The sequence below is a fragment of the Streptosporangium sp. NPDC002721 genome (assembly GCF_042888905.1).
Classification (GTDB): domain Bacteria; phylum Actinomycetota; class Actinomycetes; order Streptosporangiales; family Streptosporangiaceae; genus Streptosporangium.
Map to the genome: position 1 here is coordinate 214,136 of NZ_JBIAQI010000006.1, position 19,672 is coordinate 233,807.

The window sequence follows — 19,672 nt, forward strand, 5'->3', positions numbered from 1 at the left end:
CCTGTGGAACGTGTCGTCCAGTTCACCGGCCCCCGCCAGGTGGAGATCGCCACCGGCGAGTCGCTGCCCCTGCCGCCCGGCCACCTGCGCGTCCGGACCCTGTACTCCGGCATCTCCGCGGGCACCGAACTCACCGCCTACCGGGGGACCAACCCCTACCTGACCCGCACCTGGGACCCCGAGGCCCGCATCTTCCGCGACGCGGGGCCCGGCATCTCGTACCCGGTGGCGGGCTGGGGCTACTCCGAGGTCGGCGAGGTCGTCGAGGTCTCCCCCGAGCTCGCGGGCACACCGGGGCTGCCCGCGCCCGGCGACGTGGTGTGGGGCATCTGGGGGCACCGCGGCGAGGGCGTCGTCCCCGCCGAGCGGATGATCGGCCACCGGCTCCCCGAGGGGCTCGCCCCGCTCGCGGGCGCCTTCGCCAGGGTCGGGGCCATCGCCTACAACGCCGTCCTCGCCGGTGACCTCCACCTCGGCGAGGACGTCGCCGTCTTCGGCCAGGGCGTGATCGGCCTGATCACCACCCGGCTCGCGGAGCTGAGCGGCGCCCGCGTCACCGCCGTCGACGCGCTCGACTCCCGGCTCGCCAAGGCCGCCGAGTACGGTGCCGCACACACCCTGAACGCGCGCGCCGACGCCGTCGCCGAGCGGATCCGCGAGGCCACCGGCGGGCTCGGCGCCGACGTCGCCATCGAGATCAGCGGCGCCCACGCGGCCCTGCACGAGGCCATCCGCTCGGTCGCCGTGGGCGGCCGCGTCGTCGCCTCGGGCTTCTACCAGGGCGACGGCGTGGGGCTGCGGCTCGGCGACGAGTTCCACCACAACCGCGTGCAGATCGTCTCCTCCCAGATCGGCGGGGTCCCGCCGCAGCTCGCCGGGCGCTGGAGCGTCGACCGGCTGCAGCGGACCTTCCTGCGGCTCGTCGCCGACGGCCAGGTCGACGTGAAGTCCCTGGTGAGCCATGTCGTCCCGGTCGCCGACGCGGCCGAGGCATACGTCCTCCTGGATGAGCGTCCCGCCGACGCGCTCCAGGTCGTCCTGGAGTTCTGAGAGGCTGACGAACGATGCTCAAAATCGCCTGCCAGGAGCAGCTGCTTCCCGGCGAGACGCTCCAGGAGAAGTGGGAATTCGCGCGGGACGCCGGCTACGACGCCATCGAGCTGCGCGCCAAGGGGGGATTCCACTTCCGCGAGCGGCTGCCGGAGCTGCGCAAGGCCCTCGCCGACGGCGTCGTCATGCCGACCGTGTGCGTGGACATGCTCCACTTCTTCGGCGCCTTCGACGACGACCTGCGCCGCGACGCGATCGAGCAGATGAAGTCGCAGCTGTCGGTCATCGGCGAGCTCGGCGGGCTGGGCGCCCAGACCCCCGCCTCCTACGGCATGTTCTCGCGGCGCCTGCCGCCGTTCGAGCCGCCGCGCAGCGAGGAGCGGGACCGCGAGGTGCTGCTCGAGGGGCTCGCCGAGCTGGGCGAGCACGCCCGCTCCGAGGGCGTCACGCTCTTCCTCGAGCCGCTCAACCGCTACGAGGACCACATGGTCAACCGGCTGGAGCAGGCCGCCGACCTGATCCGCGCCGTCGGCCTCGACTCGGTCCGCATCGGCATCGACAGCTACCACATGAACATCGAGGAGACCGATCCCGCGGCCGCCGTTCTCGCCGTCGCGCCGCTGATCGGCCACGCCCAGGTCAGCGACTCCAACCGCATGCAGCCCGGAGCCGGCCACCTCGACTGGCCCGCCTGGCTGAGCGCCCTGGACGCCATCGGCTACGACGGCTACCTGGCGGTCGAGTGCAGGCTCACCGGCGACCCGGCGCAGGCCGTGCGCTCGATCCCGCCCTTCCTGCGGCGCGCCTCCTTCCCGCATCGGCCCGCCGGATGACCGCCGTGCTCGAAGCGGCCGCCGCCTCCGGCACCGGCCGCCGGGCCCACCTGCGCCGGGCCGCCACGCACGTCCTGCTCGGCAACTGGACCGGGGCCTCGACCGTCCCCTCGCGCGCCCTGTACCCCCACCAGTGGAGCTGGGACTCGGCCTTCGTCGCCATCGGGCTGCGCCACATCGCCCCGCGCCGGGCCCAGCGCGAGCTGGAGACGCTGCTGGGCGCGCAGTGGGGCGACGGCCGGATCCCGCACATCATCTTCAACCCCTCGGTACCGCTCGGGGCCTACTTCCCCAGCCCCGACTTCTGGCGCTCCTCGGCCACGGACCGGAGCGCGGGCGCGCCCTCCACCGTCGAGACCTCCGGGATCGTCCAGCCGCCCGTGCACGCGCTGGCCGCCTGGCTGGTGCACCTCGCCGACCCGGCCGAGTCGCGGCGCCGGGGCTTCCTGCCGCGCGTCTATCCCGGGCTCGCCGCCTGGCACCGCTACCTGGCCACCTCCAGGGACCTGGGCGGCGGCGGGCTGGCCGCGGTGGTGCACCCGTGGGAGCCGGGGCTGGACAACAGCCCGAGCTGGGACAGCGCCCTGGCCAGGGTCGAGCCCGCGCCGCGGGGGTCCTTCCGCCGCGCCGACCTCGACCACGGCTCCCCCGCCGACCGCCCCACCGACCTCGACTACGCGCGGTACGTGCGCCTGGCCGCGACCTACCGCGACCACGCCTACGACGACGCGCGCACCCCGCACGCCTTCGCCGTCGAGGACCCCGGCTTCAACGCCCTGCTCATCGCCTCCGAGCACGCGCTCGCCGCGATCGCCCGGGTGGTCGGCGCGGACGAGGAGGCGCACCGGCTGCGGGCCGGGGCGGCGACCGCCGCCCTGCTCGACCGGCTGTGGGACCCGGCCGCCGGGATCTTCCTCCCCCGCGACCTGGTGACGGACGAGCCCATTTCCGGGTACGGCGTGTCGGGGCTCGTCCCGCTGATCGTCCCCGGCCTGCCCGAGGACGTCGCGGCGGCCCTGGTGCGGACCGCCCTCGGGCCGCGCTTCCGCCTGGGAGAGGTCCGGCTCGTGCCCAGCTACGACCTCACGGCCGAGGAGTTCGACGCCAGCCGCTACTGGCGCGGTCCCAGCTGGTTCAACATGGCCTGGCTGGTCCACCGCGGCCTGGTGCGGCACGACGAGGCCGCGACGGCCGGCCGGCTGCGCGCGCAGGCCCTGGACGCGGCCCACCGCACGGGATTCGCCGAGTACCTGGACCCGTACACCGGCGAGGGGCGCGGCGTCCGGCGCTTCAGCTGGACCGCCGCCCTCGCCCTGGACCTGCTCAACTCCTCCGGCGACACGTTCGGGAACGGTGACGCGTTCGGGAACGGCGCCTCCGGGGGCGCGTCCCACGGCGCGCCCGAGGACCACCCGCGCGAGGAGTACCCACGGCAGGGCGGCGTGTGTCGCGACGCGTCCGGGGGCGTGCCCGGCGGGGAGGGTTCCGCCCGATGAGCGCCGGCCGCCTGCTGGTCAACAGCGGCACCTTCGCCGCCATGACCGCCCACGGGGACATCCACGGCACCCGGGGCACCGCGACGGACGGGCTGTTCGCCCGGGACGCCCGGCACCTGAGCCGGTGGCTGCTGACCGCGGCCGACGCGACACCGGACCCGCTCAGCACGCCGGCCCCGGCGACCCTGCCGACTCCGCCGCCCCTGCTGAACGCGCCGATCCCGGCGACCCCGGCGAACGTGTCGGCCCCGGCGGCTCCACCGACCCCGCTGACCCTGCTGACCTCCTCCGGCGACGGCTGCGTGCTCACCCCGGCCGGTACCCGTGACCACCCTCCCGCCTACACCGTCTTCCGGCGGCAGGCGGTGGCCGAGGGCGCCCTCACCGAGCGGATCAGGCTGGTGAGCAACAGCGGCGAACCCATCGTCGTGGAGCTCGAACTCCACGTGGACGCCGACTTCGCCGACCAGTTCGAGCTGCGCGCCGACCACCGCGCGTACGACAAACCCGGCGCTCGTCGCACCGCGCACGACACGCCCGACGGAGTCGCGTTCCACTACCGGCGCGGGGAGACCTGGTCCTCGCGAACCACCGTCACCGCGGCGCCGCCGCCGCACCGGACCCGCCCCGCCGACGACAGCACAGGCACCGGCCGCGTCCTGACCTGGCGGCTGGCGCTGCCCGCCCACGGCACGGCCGACCTGCGGCTCACCGCCCTGGCCGTCCCGCACGGTACGGGGGAACCGACCCCACCCGGTTCCCCCGATACCGTGCGGAAACAGCTGGAGGCCGACACCGGCGAGTTCGTCGGCGCGCGTCCCCGCCCCCGCGACCTCACCTCCTGGGAGGAACTGGCGAGGGCCTGTGAGCAGGGGCTGGCCGACCTGGCGCGGCTGCGTGTCCCCATCTCCGGCCCCGGCGGCGAGGCGCTGCGGGTGCCCGCGGCCGGTGTCCCCTGGTTCCTCGGCCTGTTCGGCCGCGACTCCCTGCTGACCTCGCTGTTCGCCCTGCCGTACCGGCCCGCCCTGGCCGCCGACACCCTGCTCGCCCTGGCCGCCGTCCAGGGGACGCGGAACGACCCCGCCCGCCTGGAGCAGCCCGGCAGGATCGTGCACGAGGTACGGCACGGCGAGCTCGCCCACTTCCGGCAGGTCCCCTACGGCCGCTACTACGGGAGCGTCGACGCCACCCCGCTCTTCCTGGTGCTGCTGGAGGCCCACGCCACGGCCACCGGCGACCCGGGAACGGCCAGGCGCCTCGAACCTCACGCGCGCGCGGCGGTGGAGTGGATGTTCCGCGACGGCGGCCTCGGCGGGCACGGCGGGCACAGCGGGCGCGGCTACCTCCGCTACACCTCCGACGCGGCGGGCGGCGGCCTGGTCAACCAGAACTGGAAGGACTCCGCCGACGCCATCCGCTTCTCCGACGGCACCCTGGCCGAGGGCGCCCTGGCGGTCTGCGAGGTCCAGGGGTACGCGTACGACGCCCTGGTGCGCACGGCGCGGCTCGCTCGCACGGTGTGGGACGACCCGCGCTGGGCCGATTTCCTGGAGGAGGAGGCCGCGAGCCTGCGCGACCGCTTCCGCCGCGACTTCTGGATGCCCGGGCACGCCTTCCCCGCGCTCGCCCTCGACGGCGAGGACCGGCGGGTCGACACGCTCGCCTCGGACGCCGGGCACCTGCTGTGGTCAGGCATCCTCGCCCCGGAGGAGGAACGGGCGGTGGGCCTGCGGCTGCTGCGGCCCGACTTCTTCTCCGGCTTCGGCATCCGCACGCTCGCCTCGGGCCAGGTCCCCTACCACCCGCTCTCCTACCACCGGGGCAGCATCTGGCCGCACGACAACGCCGTCATCGTGCTCGGCCTCGCGCGCTGCGGGCTCACCGAGCAGGCCGACACCCTCGCCCACGGCCTGGTACGGGCGGCGGCCGGGCACGGCTGGCGGCTGCCGGAGGTGATGGCCGGGTACGGGCGCGACGAGCATCCGGACCCGGTTCCCTACCCGCACTCCTCCTCCCCGCAGGCCTGGGCCGCCGCGACCCCGCTCGCCCTCCTCACCGCCCTGCGGGAGGCGCCGGCCGGAAGGGGAGAGGACTACGCGTCCCCGAAGACCTCCCAGACCTCGAACAGCTGGCCGGAGACCGGGCTGTAGTACACCTTGGCCCGGACGGGGTGCTTGACCGCCTTCAACGCCTTGGTGAAGGCCGGTGTGGCACAGTTCCTGGTGCCGAGCCCGCCGCGTCCGGCGTTCACGTGGTCGGCCAGCCAGGCATGACCGCACTTACCGGTCACCCGGTTGAAGAACAGGGTGGTGTAGCCCAGTTTGACCGACCTGCCGCGGGCGGTGAAGACCACCGTCGTGTCGTTCTGGCGCCTGATCGTGCCGTAGGCGGTCTTCGGGGTGGCGGGGGTCACGAGGAACTCGTGGACCCGCTTGGCGGCGCCCGGTGTGGCGGTGTCCGGCGAGATCCTGACCGGCACCGGACCGAGCCCGAGCGCGAAGGTCAGGTCGCCGGCCCGGCAGCGGGTCCTGCCCAGCCCCTTCGCGTCGACCTTGACCACTCCCTCGGTCTCCTTCAGCCCGCACTCGGCGGTGATCCTGCGAAAGTCGGCGCCGGAGTAGTCGAACCGCCGATCCTTGGTTCCGGAGACGGGGGTCAACGTGTAGCGCGGGGGACGGCTCCCCTTGACGAGGGTCGCCTTCGCGGGTACGACGCGCAGGGTGTCGGCCCCGTCGGCCCAGGCGAAGCCGTAGAGCACCTGCGAAGTGGACGCGACGGCGGGTGCGGCGGCCGTCCCCGCGACGCAGAAGGCGAGCGTGGCGGCCGCGGCGAGCGAGCGCAGCATTGGGGGTCCTCCCGAGTTCCGATCCCTTACCTGATAGAACTCGCCGGAGCGCCCAGCGGTTCACCGGCGGACACTCTTTCATCCCGCTTTCTGACTCATGCGAGCAGGTCCCGGTTCGGGTCGCCCGGCCCGTCCGGCCGCGCCCTTCCGCCACATCCACGGGAACGGGACGACGCGAACCGGGCAGGTGACGATCGACCGGCCACGCTCGTACCAGGGCACCGACGCCGACAGACGACTCCGGACTCTCCCTCACGCGTGGCGCTCACAACCACGGTGCGAGCTTGTGAACTTTTCTGTCAATCATCAAAATTTTCCATCCGGTACGCGGGAAAAAGCTCAGACGCGGTCGGCCGGCCGTGCGGGAGACACCTGGAAAAAGGGAGAAGGCGTGTTCCCAGGCCACCGGCCACACTCCGAAAGGTTTCGGATATGCTGCCGGGATGCCAGGTAAGCCCAGGGTGACGATCGCCCGCATCGCCGAGGAGGCGGGCGTCTCCGCGCCCACGGTCTCCAAAGTGATCAACGGCAGGGCCGAGGTGTCGCCGGAGACCCGCAAACGGGTCGAGCGGCTCCTCCGCGAGCACGGTTACATCCGGCGCGCGACCGGCGCCGACGGCCCGGCGGGCCTGATCGACCTGATCTTCGCGGAGCTGGAGAGCCCGTGGGCGATGGAGCTCGTCCGCGGGGCGGAGAAGGCGGCCTCGGAGGCCGAGGCCAGCATCGTGATCTCCGTCCTGCACACCCGCGCGGGCCCCGGCCGCGACTGGCTCGACCGGCTGGCCGCCCGCCGCACCGACGGCGTGATCATCGTCGGCTCCCGGCTCTCGGCGCAGCGGTACGACCGGCTCAACGCCCGCTCGATCCCCTTCGTGGTCGTCGACCCCGAGGGCGAGCCGGCCCCCGGCGTGGCGTCGGTGGGCGCGACCAACTGGCAGGGCGGCCTGACCGCCACCCGGCACCTCCTGGAGCTCGGCCACCGCCGGATCGGCATGATCGGCGGCCCGCCCGACGTGCTGTGCAGCCGCGCCCGCATAGACGGCTACCGGGCCGCGCTGGAGACGGCCGGGGTCGAGGTCGACCCCGCGCTGATCCTGCACGGCGACTTCCTCGTCGGCTCCGGCCACGACCACGGCCACACCCTGCTCTCGCTGCCCGACCGGCCCACCGCCATCTTCGCCGGCAGCGACCTGCAGGCCTTCGGCGTCTTCGAGGCCGCCAGGCAGCGCGGCCTGCGCGTCCCCGACGACCTGAGCGTCGTCGGCTTCGACGACCTGCCCCTGTCCAGGTCCGCCTGGCCACCGCTCACCACGGTCCGCCAGCCCCTGGAGGAGATGGCCTTCCTCGCCACCCGCATGGCCCTGGGCATCTCCCGCGGCGAGTCCCCCGAGCCCCGCAGGGTGGAGCTCTCCACCGACCTCGTCATCCGCGAGAGCTCCGCTCCCCCGGCGAGCTGACCCACGGGCCACCGAGCGCCCCGCCTCCCCCGGGGGGGGGGGACCGACCGGCGGCCATCGTCTTGCCCGGCGTGGTGCCCCGGCCGAACCGAGCGGGGCCTGGATATCGCGGGGCAGCGGATTCGTGACGCCCCCCGGGTGCGTAGCGGGATGGTGCGGGAAGATCGTGGCGTCCTCGTGGGTTGGGATCGGGCATGAGGATCGGTGAGGCGGCCAGGACCAGCGGTGTCAGCGCCAGGTCGCTGCGGTTCTACGAGGACGAAGGTCTCATCGTCCCGGGCCGGTGCGGCAACGGGTACCGCGACTACTGCGGCTCCACCATCGACCGGGTGATCGTCATTCGCCTGCTGCTGGACTCGGGGCTGCCGGTGCGACTGATCAGGGACGCGCTGCCCCACGTCACGGGCGAGTCCATCGACCGCGACCAGCTGTGCGAAGAGTTCCTGGTCGAGGTCCGGCGCTATCGCGATCGGCTCAAGGCCCGCATCGCCGCGCTCACCGCTCAACGGTCGGCGCTCGACGCGTTCCTGGACGAGAGTTCGCACCGGCCGAAGCGAACGCCTTGACCTTGACGCATGCGTGAGGCTTCTACGTTCCGGGGATGGACATCGAGAACGTGACACCCGCTGGAACGATGCGCGCCCTGGTGCAACGCTCGTACAGCGGCCCGAATGACCTGACCCTGGCAGTCGACCATCCTCGTCCCGTCGGTCCGGGTCCGGGTGACTACGTGATCCGGGTGGGTGCGGCGGGGATCAACTTCGCGGACGTGATGCAGGCCCGTGGAACCTACGGTGGCGGGCCGCGACCTCCCTACGTGGCCGGGTTCGAGGCGGCAGGCGAGATCGTCGCCGCCGGCGCCGGGATCGACGACCCGCTCCCGGCAGGCACACACGTCATAGGAACCGGCCCCGGCGCCTTCGCGGAGTACATGCCGATGCCGGCCACAGGTGTCCTCCCGGTTCCGCCGGGGTGGAGCGACGCCGCGGCCCTGGGCATGCTGCTGAACTGGGCGACGGCCCTGGCGGCGCTACGGCCGCTGGGCGAGCTCAAGGCCGGTGACGTGGTGCTCGTTCACGCCGCCGCAGGGGGCGTGGGGCAGGCCGCCATCCGCCTCGCCCGTCACTACGGGGCCCACGTCGTCGCCACCGCGTCGCCGGCGAAACACGATGACGTCAGGGCGCTCGGAGTCGACGTGGTCCTGGATCCCTCCCGCGGCGATCTGGCCGAGGAGATCCTGCGCCGGACCGCCGGTGTCGACCTGGTGCTCGAGTCGGTCGGCAAGGCCACCTTCGAGGCCAGTCTGTCGGTGACCAAACCCTTCACCGGCCGGATCGTCGTCTTCGGTGCCGCGTCCGGGGACGCCGGCCTGACGACCCATGACCTGGTCTTCAGGCACCGGGTGCAGGTCAAGGGACTCCACATCGGCGCGTTGGCGGAAGCATCGCCCTCCATCTACCGGGGGTTGCTCGACGAGATCGAGCGGCTGATCGCGCAGGGCGTCTACGTGCCGGGCACCCCTCAGGTGCATCCCCTCGACGAGGGCCCGATGGTCCTTCGGGAACTCGAGGCAGGTCTGACCCGCGGCAAGCACGCCCTTGACCCGAGGCGCCGAAGGAGCGCAAGGTGACCGGCCTCCCCCTTGTCCTGACTTATCCCGAAGGGCGTGATGTCAGGCGATGATCTTCATACGGCCGGCACCCACGTCTCCGTCGTCCCGGCACCCGGCACGCGAGCAGGCCCACGCCGACACGGCAACGATGACGCCGGCCGTCCGGATCGACCAGCTCGGCGTCGACGGCCCCGCTTTACCCCGATTTACGACTCGTCGCTAATACCCCGAATTCAGAGACTAATTGATGCGATATTTCATACGATCTCGCGATAGCGCTTCTCTCGTATTACCTTTCCCCATATGGTGATCCTGCCTTGCTAAAAGCCCTGCGACAGACCACTTGATCCGGTTATGTGGCCGACAGCGACAGGGGAGAAGCCCGTGGCCGCTTCACGATGGACAACCACTCGTCTCGCGCTCGTCGCGCTGCTCGTCAGCGCGCTGATCGCGGTCCCCACGGGCACCGCGGCCGCCACGACGAGCGGAAACGTCCCGGCGGGCGCCTCCACCGCGCAGAACCTCGACGACATCAACGCGGACATCCGCAGTGCCCAGTACGCCATCAACCGGTTCTGGGCGACGCACTGGTCGGAATTCTTTCCGGGCCGTTATTCACCCCCGCGCGTTCTCGGCGCGTACGACGGCGCGTGGGGCGACGCGCCGACGTGCCAGGGAGATCCCCTTCCCGATGACAACGCCCTGTACTGCTGGCCGCCCCACGACTACATCGCGTGGGACGTCGACCTCATGCGGATGGGGTACCGGCAGGGGGACGCCTGGGTCTACCTGATCATCGCGCACGAGTGGAGCCACGCCGTCCAGGCACGCATCCCCGAGAGGCTGGTGTCCCGGCAGCTCGAACTCCAGGCCGACTGCCTCGCCGGGGCGGCGCTCTTCGGAGCCGCCGACGACGGCACCCTGTACTTCGAGACCGGTGACACCCAGGAGATCTCGGCGGCCCTGCGGGCGCACGCCGACGACACCCCCTGGACCGACGTGAGCGACCACGGCACCGCCGCGCAACGCCTGGGCGCCTTCAACCGGGGCGCGCGCATGGGCGTGGGCGGATGCTTCGCGTGACAGGAGTCGCCCCGGCTCGCGACCGCACCCCTGCTCGTAACGACGCTCACGACCGTCAGAGCACCCGGCCCAGCGCCGGGTAGGACCCCGGCCGGGGTGATGGAGGGGTCATCCGGGCCGGGGTCACGAATCCGCTCGCCGGACCGAGGCCGCGCGCGCCCCGCCCACCGGGCCCCGGCCGCTCGATCAGGAAGGCCGGTTCTTTCGGGACGCACGGCGAGGGCCGGTGACAGGCGTTCGGTCACTTGATCGTTTCAGGGGGGCTCGCTAGGGTTGGGCGCCCTTGCTCGGATCCTGTCCGCTCGCGCCCCGAGGGTGTTCCCGTGCGCCGCTACCGTTTCGGCAGAATCGCCGCGTTTCTCGCCGCCGTCTACGTGGCCGCGGTCGTCGTGGCCGGCGTCCACGCGCTGACCACCGGTGACCCGGCCCTGCTGCGCGAGATCGTCACCGGGGGGTGGGGCTCGGATTTCGTGCCCTACACCTGGTGGGTGGAGCTCCTCATGGTCGCGGGCGGGGTCCTGCAGGGGTGGGCCTACTGGCAGGTGCTGCGCGGGCGACCGGCCGGTGTGGCTGCGGTCAACGGAAGGCCGGTCCGGCTGCTGCGGCCAGCCCTGTACCTCAGCGTCGCCTGCCCGATGCTGTACCGGCTTCCGATCCCCTACCAGTGGTGGTTCGGCCTGCTCCTGGAGCTGGTCCAGGTCGCCGTCGTCGTGCTGTTCTTCGTGGTCCTCGCCGGGGTCCTGCCCCGATGGCTGCGACTGCTCGGGCTCGTGGCCGGGCTGGCGAACACCGTCATGAACATGGCCTCCACCGTCGCCTACGGCCTCGGCGAGTTCTCCGTCGCGCAGTTCGTCGCTCCGTACCAGCTCGGCAACGCCGTCTACCTGCTGTGGCTGGTGCCGGTCCTGGCCGGACAGGCCAGGGACGCGCGCTGGAGCCGGGGCACCGTGCGGATGGGCTGGGCCTCGGCGGCGCTGTCGCTGCTGTCGTCGGGGGGCAATTCGATCATCGCGTTCGGCGGTTTCGGCGTCGACCACGACCTGCTGCTGATCATGGTCCTGAGCGCCCTGGGCGTGTTCGGGACGGCCTGGCAGGCCCGCTCCGCCCACGACCTGGGCGCCCCGGCCCCCGTACCTTCTCCGGCGCCTGCGGTCCCGCTCGCGCCCGTGCGGGCGTGGCCGCCGGCCGCCGTGGCCGTGGTGCTCCCGCTGATCCCCGCGGCCGTCAACCTCGCGGACGGCATGCCCGCGTGGATCGGCCCCCGGGGCGCGCTCGACGGCCTCTTCCACGGGCACGTGGGCTACCCGGCGACGGTGTCGTGGGTCGCCCTGGACATGCTCGTCGGCATCGGCGCCCCGGCCGTACTGATCCTGGTCGCGGTCGTCCGCAGGAGCAGGCGGCTGCTGCGTGTCACGACGCCGGCCCTGACCCTCGTCGCGGCGGCGGGTGTGGTCACCGCCCTCACGGCGACGTACGAGACGGACTGGCGGTCCATCCCCGAGATGGCCGAGCAGCGGCTGGCCCTGTACCCGGACGGGCTGTTCGTCCCGGACGAGCAGGGCGAGATCCTCTTCGGGCTCACCCCGCTGTGGTACAGCGCCGCGCTCGCGACCTCCGCCCTCGTCCTGTTCCTGCTGTACCGCACCCCGCCCGCCACCCGCCCGCGCCGCCACGTGCTCGCGACGGCGCCGGCCGTCTTCGTGGCTCTGTGCTTCCTGCCGGTGGCGGACCAGGCACGCGGCCTGGTCACCACGGCCGAGGACTGCTCGCCGCCTCCCCGGTCCTGGGAGACGAACGGCGAGCCTATGGAAGCCCCGCCACCCACCGGCCCTCGCGCCTTCGTCTGCGCCATGCGTCAGCAGCAGGCGCTCCCCTTCGCCGCCACCGCGCCCGACCAGGTGCTGCTCGCCCACGGCCGTCGCCTGTGCGCCGTCTACACCCGCGACGACCCGCGCGAGCTGGCCCGCCTGAAGGAGGCGGAAGGGGTCGACGTCCGCACCTTGGAGGGGGTGCTCGCCGACATCTGCCCGGCCGCGAACGCGGTGGTCACGGCGGAGGCCGCCGCCGAGGAGCGCGAGTTCGAGGAGTCGATGGCCGAGGAGCGGCGCAAGTGCGACGCCACCCCGCGTCACCGCCCCCTCATCACGCCCGCCAGGGCGATCCGCCTCAAGGAGCCCGAGTGGCCCGAGGTAGGGCTGGAGATGTACGACGAGTTCACCGGCGAGGCCGACCACAGGGGCACGAGCTCCGGCCCGGTCAGCGCCGGGCCCGGCTACGTGAGGGTGAGCACGTCCTCCGACTATCACGTCTGCGTCACGCTGGAGACCTACACGCGCCGCCCGCCGGTGGAGACCAGGGGCTGGGACAGCGTCGTCGAGGTCGGCTACGCCAACCAGGGCGGCAAGATGATCTTCATGGACGGCCTGAGCGGCACCGAGCTGCCGGACCTGTCGCTCGACGGCCGCACAGGGCACTACCGCGTCCGCGTGCACTTCGCCTGGTTCCCCTGGAAGGGCGAGGAGTACGGCACCCAGCGGCTGCTGATCATGGCGTACCCCGGACCGGGCGACAAGGTCGTCACCCATCGCGGAGCACCGAAGCGACGTTGAGGCGGTCCTCGTCACCCGTACCGGTTCGGAAACCTCCGAAACGACATGTTCCCGCCTGGTCGCGATGATCGGACGGGATTCGGCCAGGGCCCCTGCCGGGCACATGTCGCCCTGCCGTTCGCCCGAATCCGGGTTCCGTGCGCAACGAGGCGAATGACGAACAGCCGTGACGCCGGCTCCGGAGAATGCCGAAACGGCCCGGTCGTCGCGACATCCCTTGGACCGGGTGTCGCGACGAGCGTGGGAACCCGAGCTCGGCTGGAGCCGGAAGGCGCTGTCACAGGCGACATGTGCCCCGGCCCGCGTGCGGGTCTCCCCTCCCGCACGCGGGCCCCGGCCCGCGCGGATCCCCTCCTCCCGCGCGAGACGCGGATCTCGCCCCCCTGGGTCCGTCCCTCCGTACGGGAGGCTCAGACGCGGATGCTTCCGGCGCGTTCCATCAGGGCGGCCAGGCGGTCGGCCCGTTCGGTGTCACCGGCGTGCAGGGAGGCGGTTCTGGCGATCTCCAGTGGTTCCATGGCCGCGGGGAGGCGTCCCGCGTCCATGAGGAGGTCCGCCCACTCCCCGGCCACGGCGGCCAGGTAGCCGTGGTCGGCGCCCCGGGCGTTCTCCGAGCGGGCCAGCCGGTGGCGGATCGTCACCGACTCGGCGTAGGCGGCGATGGCCTCCTCGCGGCGCCCCAGCGCGGCCAGCTGCCAGCCGAGGCCGTGCAGGGCGGTGGCGAAGGCCACCGAGTAGGCGGGCGGGTTCTCCGTGGCGAGCCGCCGCCGGATCGAGACGGCTCTCGTGCTGTGGAGTACGGCGTCCTCCAGCCGTCCCAGCGACGCCGTGCGCTGGGCCAGGGTGTGCAGCGCCATCGCGAGACTCGGCTCGTGTGCCACCGGGCTCCGGGCGGCGAGGCCCTCGTAGATGCCGGCCGCCTCGCGGGCGGCCTCCAGGGCGGCCTCCAGCATGCCGATCCGGCCCAGGTCGCAGGCGAGGCCGTTCAGCGAACCCGCGAGGTGGGGCAGGTACTCGTCGGGACGCGCCCGCGCCAGCTCGCGCCTGACGGCCACCACCTCGCGCCCCGCGTGGACCGCGTCGTGCCTGCGGCCCAGCCGGACGTACCGCATCGCCGCCCCGGCCAGGCACAGGGCCAGGTCGGGGAGGTAGGTGTCACGGTCGTCCCCGGCCAGCCGCCGGGCGAGCTCCAGCGCCTCCTCGCTCGCGGCGAGCGCCTCCTCGTGGCGCCCGGAGGCGGCGAGCTCGCCGGAGCGACGGCTCAGTGACAGGACCCGGCGGCGCTCGCGCTCCGCGGCCCCGCCGGACGTACCGGAAGGACCAGGCGTGCCGGGTGTGCCGAAAGAACCGGGGCCGCCGGCGGCGGCGACCTGTTCGCCTGACATCTTTGGAACGCTCCCATCCGTGGGGTGGCGAGCCCCGAAGGGCCCTCCGCTAGACAGAACTGTGCGCCGAGACCCACCTCGTCCCGGCACCGGCCTCCATGTCCTGGAGATCGAGAACGGCGTCGGCGTCCCTCCTCACGGAGAGCGGCCCGGCGCCTCCGGGGCCGTCCGGCAGCACCTGCCAGACGGGGTCGCACCGGACGACCGGCCGGTCCCGTTCGGCTTCCCCCTCGGGGAGCGGTGTCCAGAGCGTGCGGACGCCGTGGTCGTTGACGAGCCTCAGGTGGGTACGGCACCCGGGGCAGCGGACCCCTCCCGTGCCGAGGTCCTCGCGCCGCGCGGTGAAGTAGCCGTAGTGGTCCACGCCCCGCTCCTCCCACGACAGGTCCATGTGCCGGTCCCAGTCGACCTTCGCGGCGGCCCGGCCCCGGGGGGCGCAGACCGGGCAGGGCACCCGCATCTCGTCCCAGAACCGCGAGGCCGCCGGCTCGGGATCGTGCTGCCCGACCTGCTTCACCGTCCCGGTGACGGCGCCTCTCCCGCCCTCCGGGGATCTGCGGGTCAGCGGGGCGGTGGTGATCGGGTCGGAGGTGTTGATGAGCCTGGCGAAGCGGTCGGCGTGGGCGTCGCCCAGCAGCGGGACGCCCAGGACGCTGCGGGCGGTGAGGTGCTCCAGCTTCCGGATGCCGCCCGAGGGCCGGGCGACGTACGCGGAGGTGATCATGGGGGGTGTGGAACCGCGCGGCAGCAGCCACAGCGTGGCCAGCAGCTCGCTCACCGTCCAGAACGACGAGAAGTGGTCCGGCGCGGGATGGACGATGGCCCGTCCCGTCGCGATGATCTCGTACATCAGCCGGGCCACGCCCTCCCACATCTGCTGCCGGGTGACCACCTCGGCCGGGTAGGAGTACTCGCGGGGCGGAACCATCCGCACGGTGACCGAGTGGGCCTTCTCGAAGGCCGCGCGCCACTCCCCCGCCTCCCGCCTCCGCTCGCCGTGGAAGCTGAGGAAGTAGTCGGCCGGGTTGTCGAACATCCAGTAGTGCTCCCGGGGCTCGGGCAGGCGCGACGGGGGCGTCCGGACCGTGCCCAGCACGCGGCGCAGGCGCCGTTCCAGCCACTCGCCCAGCTCCGCGTTGCCCAGGGTGTCGCCGTGCACGGGGGCGTGGCAGGCGCGGGTCAGCACGTTGCGCGGCAGCGGAGTGCGGCTGACGACGATGCTGCCGGGGTCGAGTTTGGCGCGCGCGTTGAAGGCCGCGTAGACGTCCTCGGGCCCCTCGACGGAGCAGTCCCAAAGGACGAAGGTCGACGCCCGCTGCGCCGCGAGCGCGGTGGTCTGGTCGGCGCCGGGGAGGGCGACCGCCAGGCGGACCCCCAGCCTCGCGCAGATCGGCCGTATCCAGTTGTCCAGCAGGTCGTGGCCGTCGTCGTTCGCCGGTACGAAGGCCGTCATGGTGGCGTTCACGAGACCACCCCGATCGCTCCGGCGCGGCCGTTCCCCCCGGCCCGGCCGGCCGTCGCGCCCCGCGCGGGCCGCGCGCCCCGCGCGGCCCGTGCGGCTCGCGGGACCGTCACGACCGGCGGCCGGTGGTACGCGTGGCCCGCCGCCGGTCGGCGGCGGTGTTCCCTCCCGAGTTCCCTCCCGAGTTCCCTCCCGAGGTGGGACGTGGTGCCCATCTGATGCTCTCCCCCCTGGCCTGACACTCCGTGGACGTCTGCCTCCTGCGCCGCCGGGCACCCGGCGCCCTCTCCCGCGGTCATCCGTCCAGGTGGGTTTCCAGGAGGGTGACCAGCTCGATGACGCCGTGGAAGGGGACGGGCGGCGCGGAGTCATCGGCTTCCACCGTCCCGGCGATGTGACCGGTGGCGGTCCTCTGGACGTCGATGGTCAACCGCATTTCCGGCCTCCTGTCGGCGGCGCCGCTCTCCCGGCGCTCTGGCAAGCGCTCACGGTAGTCGCGGGGACCCGGAAAAGCGTCCAGGTACCACCCCTACGGATGCCATGACATACCTCGACATGCCCGCTTCCCGTACACCTACAGGCCCGTTCCGCGTACGCCGGGACGGGCGCCGCGAGCCGTGAACCGGGGGCCGGTTACTCGTCGGGGTCGGACAGGACCGCGCGGAGCTCGATCCGGTTGGTGACGTTCAGCTTCGCGTAGATGCGGTTCAGCTGCGTCTCCACGGTGCTGATCGCCACCGAGCGCTTCTGCGCGATCTGGCGGGTGGTCATCTCCTCGCAGACCATCGCCACGACCTCGCGCTCGGCCCCGGTGAGGCTGCTGAAGGCCGCGTTGGGACCGTCCACGGAGAGCCTGAGCTCCCCGGCCGTCTTGAGGGCGAGGTCGGCGTAGGCCGCGGCGCCGGTGCGGTTGAAGGCGACCAGCGCCCGCCTCAGCAGCCGTTCCGCCTCGGCGTGACGGCCCCGGGCGTGCTGGGATCGCGTCATCACCAGGTCGATCCTGCCGGCCTCGATCGGCAGCCCCACCTCGCGGGCCAGGGACAGGGCCTCCTCGCACTCCCGTACGGCGCCCGCGTGGTCGTCCCGGGTGGCGGCGATCTGGCCCCGCACCCTGGCGACGGACATCAGGGCCGAACGGCGCCCGCTCGGCGCGGCCCTGTCGGTGAAGACCTCCAGCGCGGCGTCCGCCTCGTCGGCCCGGCCGAGCAGGGAGAGCGCGTCGGCGCCGATCGGGCCGAACAGGTGGGTGCCCGGTTCCAGGGAGTCGTAGTGCAGCTCGATGGCCTCGGCCGCGCTGAGCAGCCGCTGGACGTCGCCCTGGGCCTGGGCGATCGCCGCGCGCGCTCCCGCCGCGTAGGCGAGACTCGCCCTGCTCTCGACGACCGGCGCCCAGTCCGCGGCCTGGCGGGCGTGCTCCTGCGCCTGACCCCACTCGCCCCGGGCCGCGCGGGGGTAGCAGGCCAGGGAGTGCAGGATCGCGTAGTCCCAGACCCGCTCGTTCTCCTCGGCGTCGCCGACGGCGAGCCGGGTGAACTGGACGGCGTCGTCGAGCCTGCCCCGGCGGTACTCGGCCTCGCCCAGGAAGCCGAGCGCCTGGCCGACCCGCAGCGCCTCGCCGCGCGTGGCCCGCGCGACGCTCTCGCGCAGATCGGCGGACGCGCCCTCGAGGTCGTCGGTCCACAGCCGGATCATCCCCCGCGCGACCAGCCCGTCCAGCCCGGCCACCGAACCGGGCAGGTCGGCGTCCGCCAGGGACGCCAGCGCGTCCTCGGCCCGTCCGGCCAGGGTCCAGCCCAGGGACTGGGCGAACCAGGCGAACGCGCGCACCCACGGCTCGTGGCTGCCCGCCGCGACGGCCGCCGTGCCGTACTCGACCATCTCGGGGTAGGAGATCTCGACCACCCCGATGATCGCGAGCTGGGCCGCGATGCGCGCCCGCAGGTCGGCGGGCGTGTGCGGGCTCTCCGTCCGGTCGCGCCCGGCGGCACCCAGCGCCTGGACCAGCAGCAGCTTGGCCTCCGCGACGCGCCCGGAGATCAGGGCCTGGTAACCGGCGACGTAGTCGCGCCAGGGACCTCGCGGCGCCGCGAGGATCTCGCTCTCGTAGCGCCGGGCGACGGTCGCGTCACCGGAGACCAGCAGGGTCTCGGCGGCCGTCAGCAGCCGGGGCAGCCGGTCGGGTCCCGGCGGGGTCAGGTCCGCGGCGTGGCGGGCGTACACCGCCGCCAGGGGGAGCCTGCCGCGCGACAGCAGGAACTGGGCCTCCTCCTGGGCGAGCGCGGCGAGCTCGCCGTCCGTGCCGCCGCCGGACGCCGCGATCCCGTGCCACAGCGCGCCGGGGCCGCCGAGCAGGGCGGCGCTGCGGTGCAGGGCACGGCGGCGCTCGACGCCGGAGTCGTAGTAGATGCGGTCCCAGACGAGCAGGGTGGTGAACGCGAACTCCTGCCCGCCCGTACCGGGGATCTCCTTGACCAGCCCGGCGGCGGCGGCCTCCTCCAGGGGCGTCGTGACGTCGGCGACACCGGAGAGCGCGCGCAGGTCGGTCAGGCCGAAGCGGCGGCCGAGCACCGCCGCCGCGCCGACGACCTCGCGGGTACGGCGGTCGCACGACGCGAGCCGCGACACGACGGCCTGCGTCATACCTCGGGGGGCGGGCAGCGGGCCGTTGCCGAAGTTGATCGAGTGCATCTCCACCTGGTCCAGCAGGAGGAGCGAGTGCAGCGCGTTGCCGTCGGTGTGCTCGTGCAGCCTCCTGGCGCCGGAGGGGGTGAGGCCGTCGTGGCCGCTCGCGACGGCGAGCCTCACGAGGTCGTCGGCGGGGAGCCCCTCGACCTGGAGCAGGCGCCCCTGCGACGAGTCGAAGATCCGTTCCCACCCCTCGTGGAGTTCCAGGCGGGGGGCGTCCGGTACCGCTCCCGTCGCGTACCCGGGAGCCTGGTGGACGACCAGGAGCATGACCTGGGCGTTGCGCAGGCGCCGGGCCGCCAGGCGGAGCGCGGCCATCGACTGCCGGTCGCCGCAGTGCGCGTCGTCGACGACCACGATCAGCGCGTCCGCGGCGGCGAACTCCGCCGCGAGGGCCTGTCCGATGAAGGCGGCCTCGGACTGGCCCGACAGCGTCCTGGCGAGCGCCGGGGTCGGCAGCTGTTCGGCGATCTGCTCCAGCACCCCCCAGGGGTGGGCGAGCGCGTCCTCGTCGCCGAAGGCGCGAACGGTCCGCACGCCGGGCACGGTACGCAGGAAGCGCTCGACCAGCTCGGTCTTGCCGATCCCCGACGCGCCCCGGACACCCACGACCCGCGCGTCACGGCGCCCGGCCTCCCGCCACGCCTCCCCGAGGAAGTCGAGCTCCCGCTTCCGGCCGATGAACAACGGAGAGGTTCTGCCGTGCAACGCAGCGCTCCCTTTTCCCGATCCCCATGTTCTTGACGGCGATTATGGGTCAGGAATCAATCTATCGGCATGCATTTCATCTGAAGATTCTTCACGAAATGAATACGAATGAAATTCGCGTCACCCGGGCGTCCCGAGGATTCCCTCACTCCCGGAGCGGCCCGGAAACAGGCTGCGACCGCCCGGACACGCTGAGAACCCGCCCGGACGGGAAGGCCGCGACATCCGGCCCTCATCGGCCCCGACCCGCTTTTCCCCTATTCCATACTGATTTATGGCGGAATGCGGGCGATTTCCGTTGCCGAGAAGGTGGCGGTTCACGGATGGGGTTCGACCACAAAGGGGCCGCGACCATTGATTACCGCCGATTACCGTTGATTGCCACCGGCCGGTGCACGTGCGGCGCGGATTTCGCACGACCGGCGATTTCTGCGCTCGGTAAGTATG

At 73.1% G+C, this 19,672-nt stretch carries 14 protein-coding genes; 9 read left to right on the plus strand and 5 right to left on the minus strand.

All coding sequences use genetic code 11. The annotated features are described in order from the left end of the window. Positions 1–3 precede the first annotated feature (3 nt). From ACFYWM_RS10180 to ACFYWM_RS10195, 4 genes are read left to right on the plus strand one after another with little or no spacing between them, the layout of a single operon-like run. The gene (locus tag ACFYWM_RS10180; protein WP_389911602.1) at positions 4–1,050 is read left to right on the plus strand and encodes a zinc-binding alcohol dehydrogenase; all 1,047 of its coding nucleotides are present in this window, start codon (positions 4–6) and stop codon (positions 1,048–1,050) included. 14 nt (positions 1,051–1,064) lie between these two features. Beyond that, positions 1,065–1,883 carry a sugar phosphate isomerase/epimerase family protein gene (locus tag ACFYWM_RS10185; RefSeq protein WP_389911605.1) on the plus strand — a complete coding sequence of 273 codons (819 nt, stop codon included), beginning with the start codon at positions 1,065–1,067 and terminating at the stop codon, positions 1,881–1,883. Then, a complete protein-coding gene (locus tag ACFYWM_RS10190; RefSeq protein ID WP_389911608.1) occupies positions 1,880–3,379 on the plus strand; it encodes a trehalase family glycosidase in 1,500 nt (499 codons plus the stop codon). The genes ACFYWM_RS10185 and ACFYWM_RS10190 overlap by 4 nt, the downstream gene beginning before the upstream one ends. Further along, positions 3,376–5,529 carry a glycogen debranching N-terminal domain-containing protein gene (locus ACFYWM_RS10195; RefSeq protein WP_389911611.1) on the plus strand — a complete coding sequence of 718 codons (2,154 nt, stop codon included), beginning with the start codon at positions 3,376–3,378 and terminating at the stop codon, positions 5,527–5,529. Before ACFYWM_RS10190 ends, ACFYWM_RS10195 begins: the two co-directional genes overlap by 4 nt. Here the strand turns inward: ACFYWM_RS10195 and ACFYWM_RS10200 are convergent. Then, positions 5,472–6,224, minus strand: a complete 753-nt coding sequence (locus ACFYWM_RS10200; protein WP_389911614.1) for a hypothetical protein — start codon at positions 6,222–6,224, stop codon at positions 5,472–5,474. The two genes, ACFYWM_RS10195 and ACFYWM_RS10200, sit on opposite strands and share 58 nt — an antisense overlap. 443 nt (positions 6,225–6,667) lie before the next feature. On the opposite strand from ACFYWM_RS10200, the gene ACFYWM_RS10205 reads away from it, so the two are divergent. The 5 genes from ACFYWM_RS10205 to ACFYWM_RS10225 all read left to right on the plus strand — a co-directional run bounded on the left by ACFYWM_RS10205 (position 6,668) and on the right by ACFYWM_RS10225 (position 12,985). Further along, positions 6,668–7,681, plus strand: a complete 1,014-nt coding sequence (locus ACFYWM_RS10205; RefSeq protein WP_389911616.1) for a LacI family DNA-binding transcriptional regulator — start codon at positions 6,668–6,670, stop codon at positions 7,679–7,681. Positions 7,682–7,875: 194 nt separating this feature from the next. Further along, positions 7,876–8,247 carry a MerR family transcriptional regulator gene (locus tag ACFYWM_RS10210; protein WP_389911618.1) on the plus strand — a complete coding sequence of 124 codons (372 nt, stop codon included), beginning with the start codon at positions 7,876–7,878 and terminating at the stop codon, positions 8,245–8,247. A 35-nt stretch (positions 8,248–8,282) separates the two neighbouring features. Then, complete coding sequence (locus tag ACFYWM_RS10215; protein WP_389911621.1) at positions 8,283–9,311, plus strand: zinc-binding dehydrogenase; 1,029 nt, start codon at positions 8,283–8,285, stop codon at positions 9,309–9,311. A gap of 366 nt (positions 9,312–9,677) precedes the next feature. After that, positions 9,678–10,376, plus strand: a complete 699-nt coding sequence (locus ACFYWM_RS10220) for a neutral zinc metallopeptidase (RefSeq protein ID WP_389911624.1) — start codon at positions 9,678–9,680, stop codon at positions 10,374–10,376. A 323-nt stretch (positions 10,377–10,699) separates the two neighbouring features. Continuing rightward, positions 10,700–12,985, plus strand: coding sequence for a hypothetical protein (locus tag ACFYWM_RS10225; RefSeq protein ID WP_389911627.1), 2,286 nt, complete (start codon positions 10,700–10,702; stop codon positions 12,983–12,985). A 410-nt stretch (positions 12,986–13,395) separates the two neighbouring features. Here ACFYWM_RS10225 and ACFYWM_RS10230 read toward each other — a convergent pair whose 3' ends face one another. From ACFYWM_RS10230 to ACFYWM_RS10245, 4 genes are all read right to left on the minus strand, one after another. Then, complete coding sequence (locus tag ACFYWM_RS10230; protein ID WP_389911629.1) at positions 13,396–14,370, minus strand: tetratricopeptide repeat protein; 975 nt, start codon at positions 14,368–14,370, stop codon at positions 13,396–13,398. A gap of 49 nt (positions 14,371–14,419) precedes the next feature. Next, entirely contained in the window at positions 14,420–15,835 is a 1,416-nt protein-coding gene (locus tag ACFYWM_RS10235; protein WP_389911632.1) for a hypothetical protein, read from the minus strand. Positions 15,836–16,127: 292 nt separating this feature from the next. Then, entirely contained in the window at positions 16,128–16,268 is a 141-nt protein-coding gene (locus ACFYWM_RS10240; RefSeq protein WP_350971714.1) for a hypothetical protein, read from the minus strand. Positions 16,269–16,465: 197 nt separating this feature from the next. Next, a complete protein-coding gene (locus tag ACFYWM_RS10245) occupies positions 16,466–19,225 on the minus strand; it encodes an AAA family ATPase (protein ID WP_389911634.1) in 2,760 nt (919 codons plus the stop codon). Positions 19,226–19,672 lie beyond the last annotated feature (447 nt).

Bases quoted from the DNA above. Each gene is read 5' to 3' on its own strand.
- ACFYWM_RS10185 (WP_389911605.1), top strand. From the start codon at position 1,065: ATGCTCAAAATCGCCTGCCAGGAGCAGCTGCTTCCCGGCGAGACGCTC.
- ACFYWM_RS10190 (WP_389911608.1), top strand. From the start codon at position 1,880: ATGACCGCCGTGCTCGAAGCGGCCGCCGCCTCCGGCACCGGCCGCCGG.
- ACFYWM_RS10195 (WP_389911611.1), top strand. From the start codon at position 3,376: ATGAGCGCCGGCCGCCTGCTGGTCAACAGCGGCACCTTCGCCGCCATG.
- ACFYWM_RS10200 (WP_389911614.1), bottom strand. From the start codon at position 6,224: ATGCTGCGCTCGCTCGCCGCGGCCGCCACGCTCGCCTTCTGCGTCGCG.
- ACFYWM_RS10205 (WP_389911616.1), top strand. From the start codon at position 6,668: ATGCCAGGTAAGCCCAGGGTGACGATCGCCCGCATCGCCGAGGAGGCG.
- ACFYWM_RS10210 (WP_389911618.1), top strand. From the start codon at position 7,876: ATGAGGATCGGTGAGGCGGCCAGGACCAGCGGTGTCAGCGCCAGGTCG.
- ACFYWM_RS10215 (WP_389911621.1), top strand. From the start codon at position 8,283: ATGGACATCGAGAACGTGACACCCGCTGGAACGATGCGCGCCCTGGTG.
- ACFYWM_RS10230 (WP_389911629.1), bottom strand. From the start codon at position 14,370: ATGTCAGGCGAACAGGTCGCCGCCGCCGGCGGCCCCGGTTCTTTCGGC.
- ACFYWM_RS10240 (WP_350971714.1), bottom strand. From the start codon at position 16,268: ATGCGGTTGACCATCGACGTCCAGAGGACCGCCACCGGTCACATCGCC.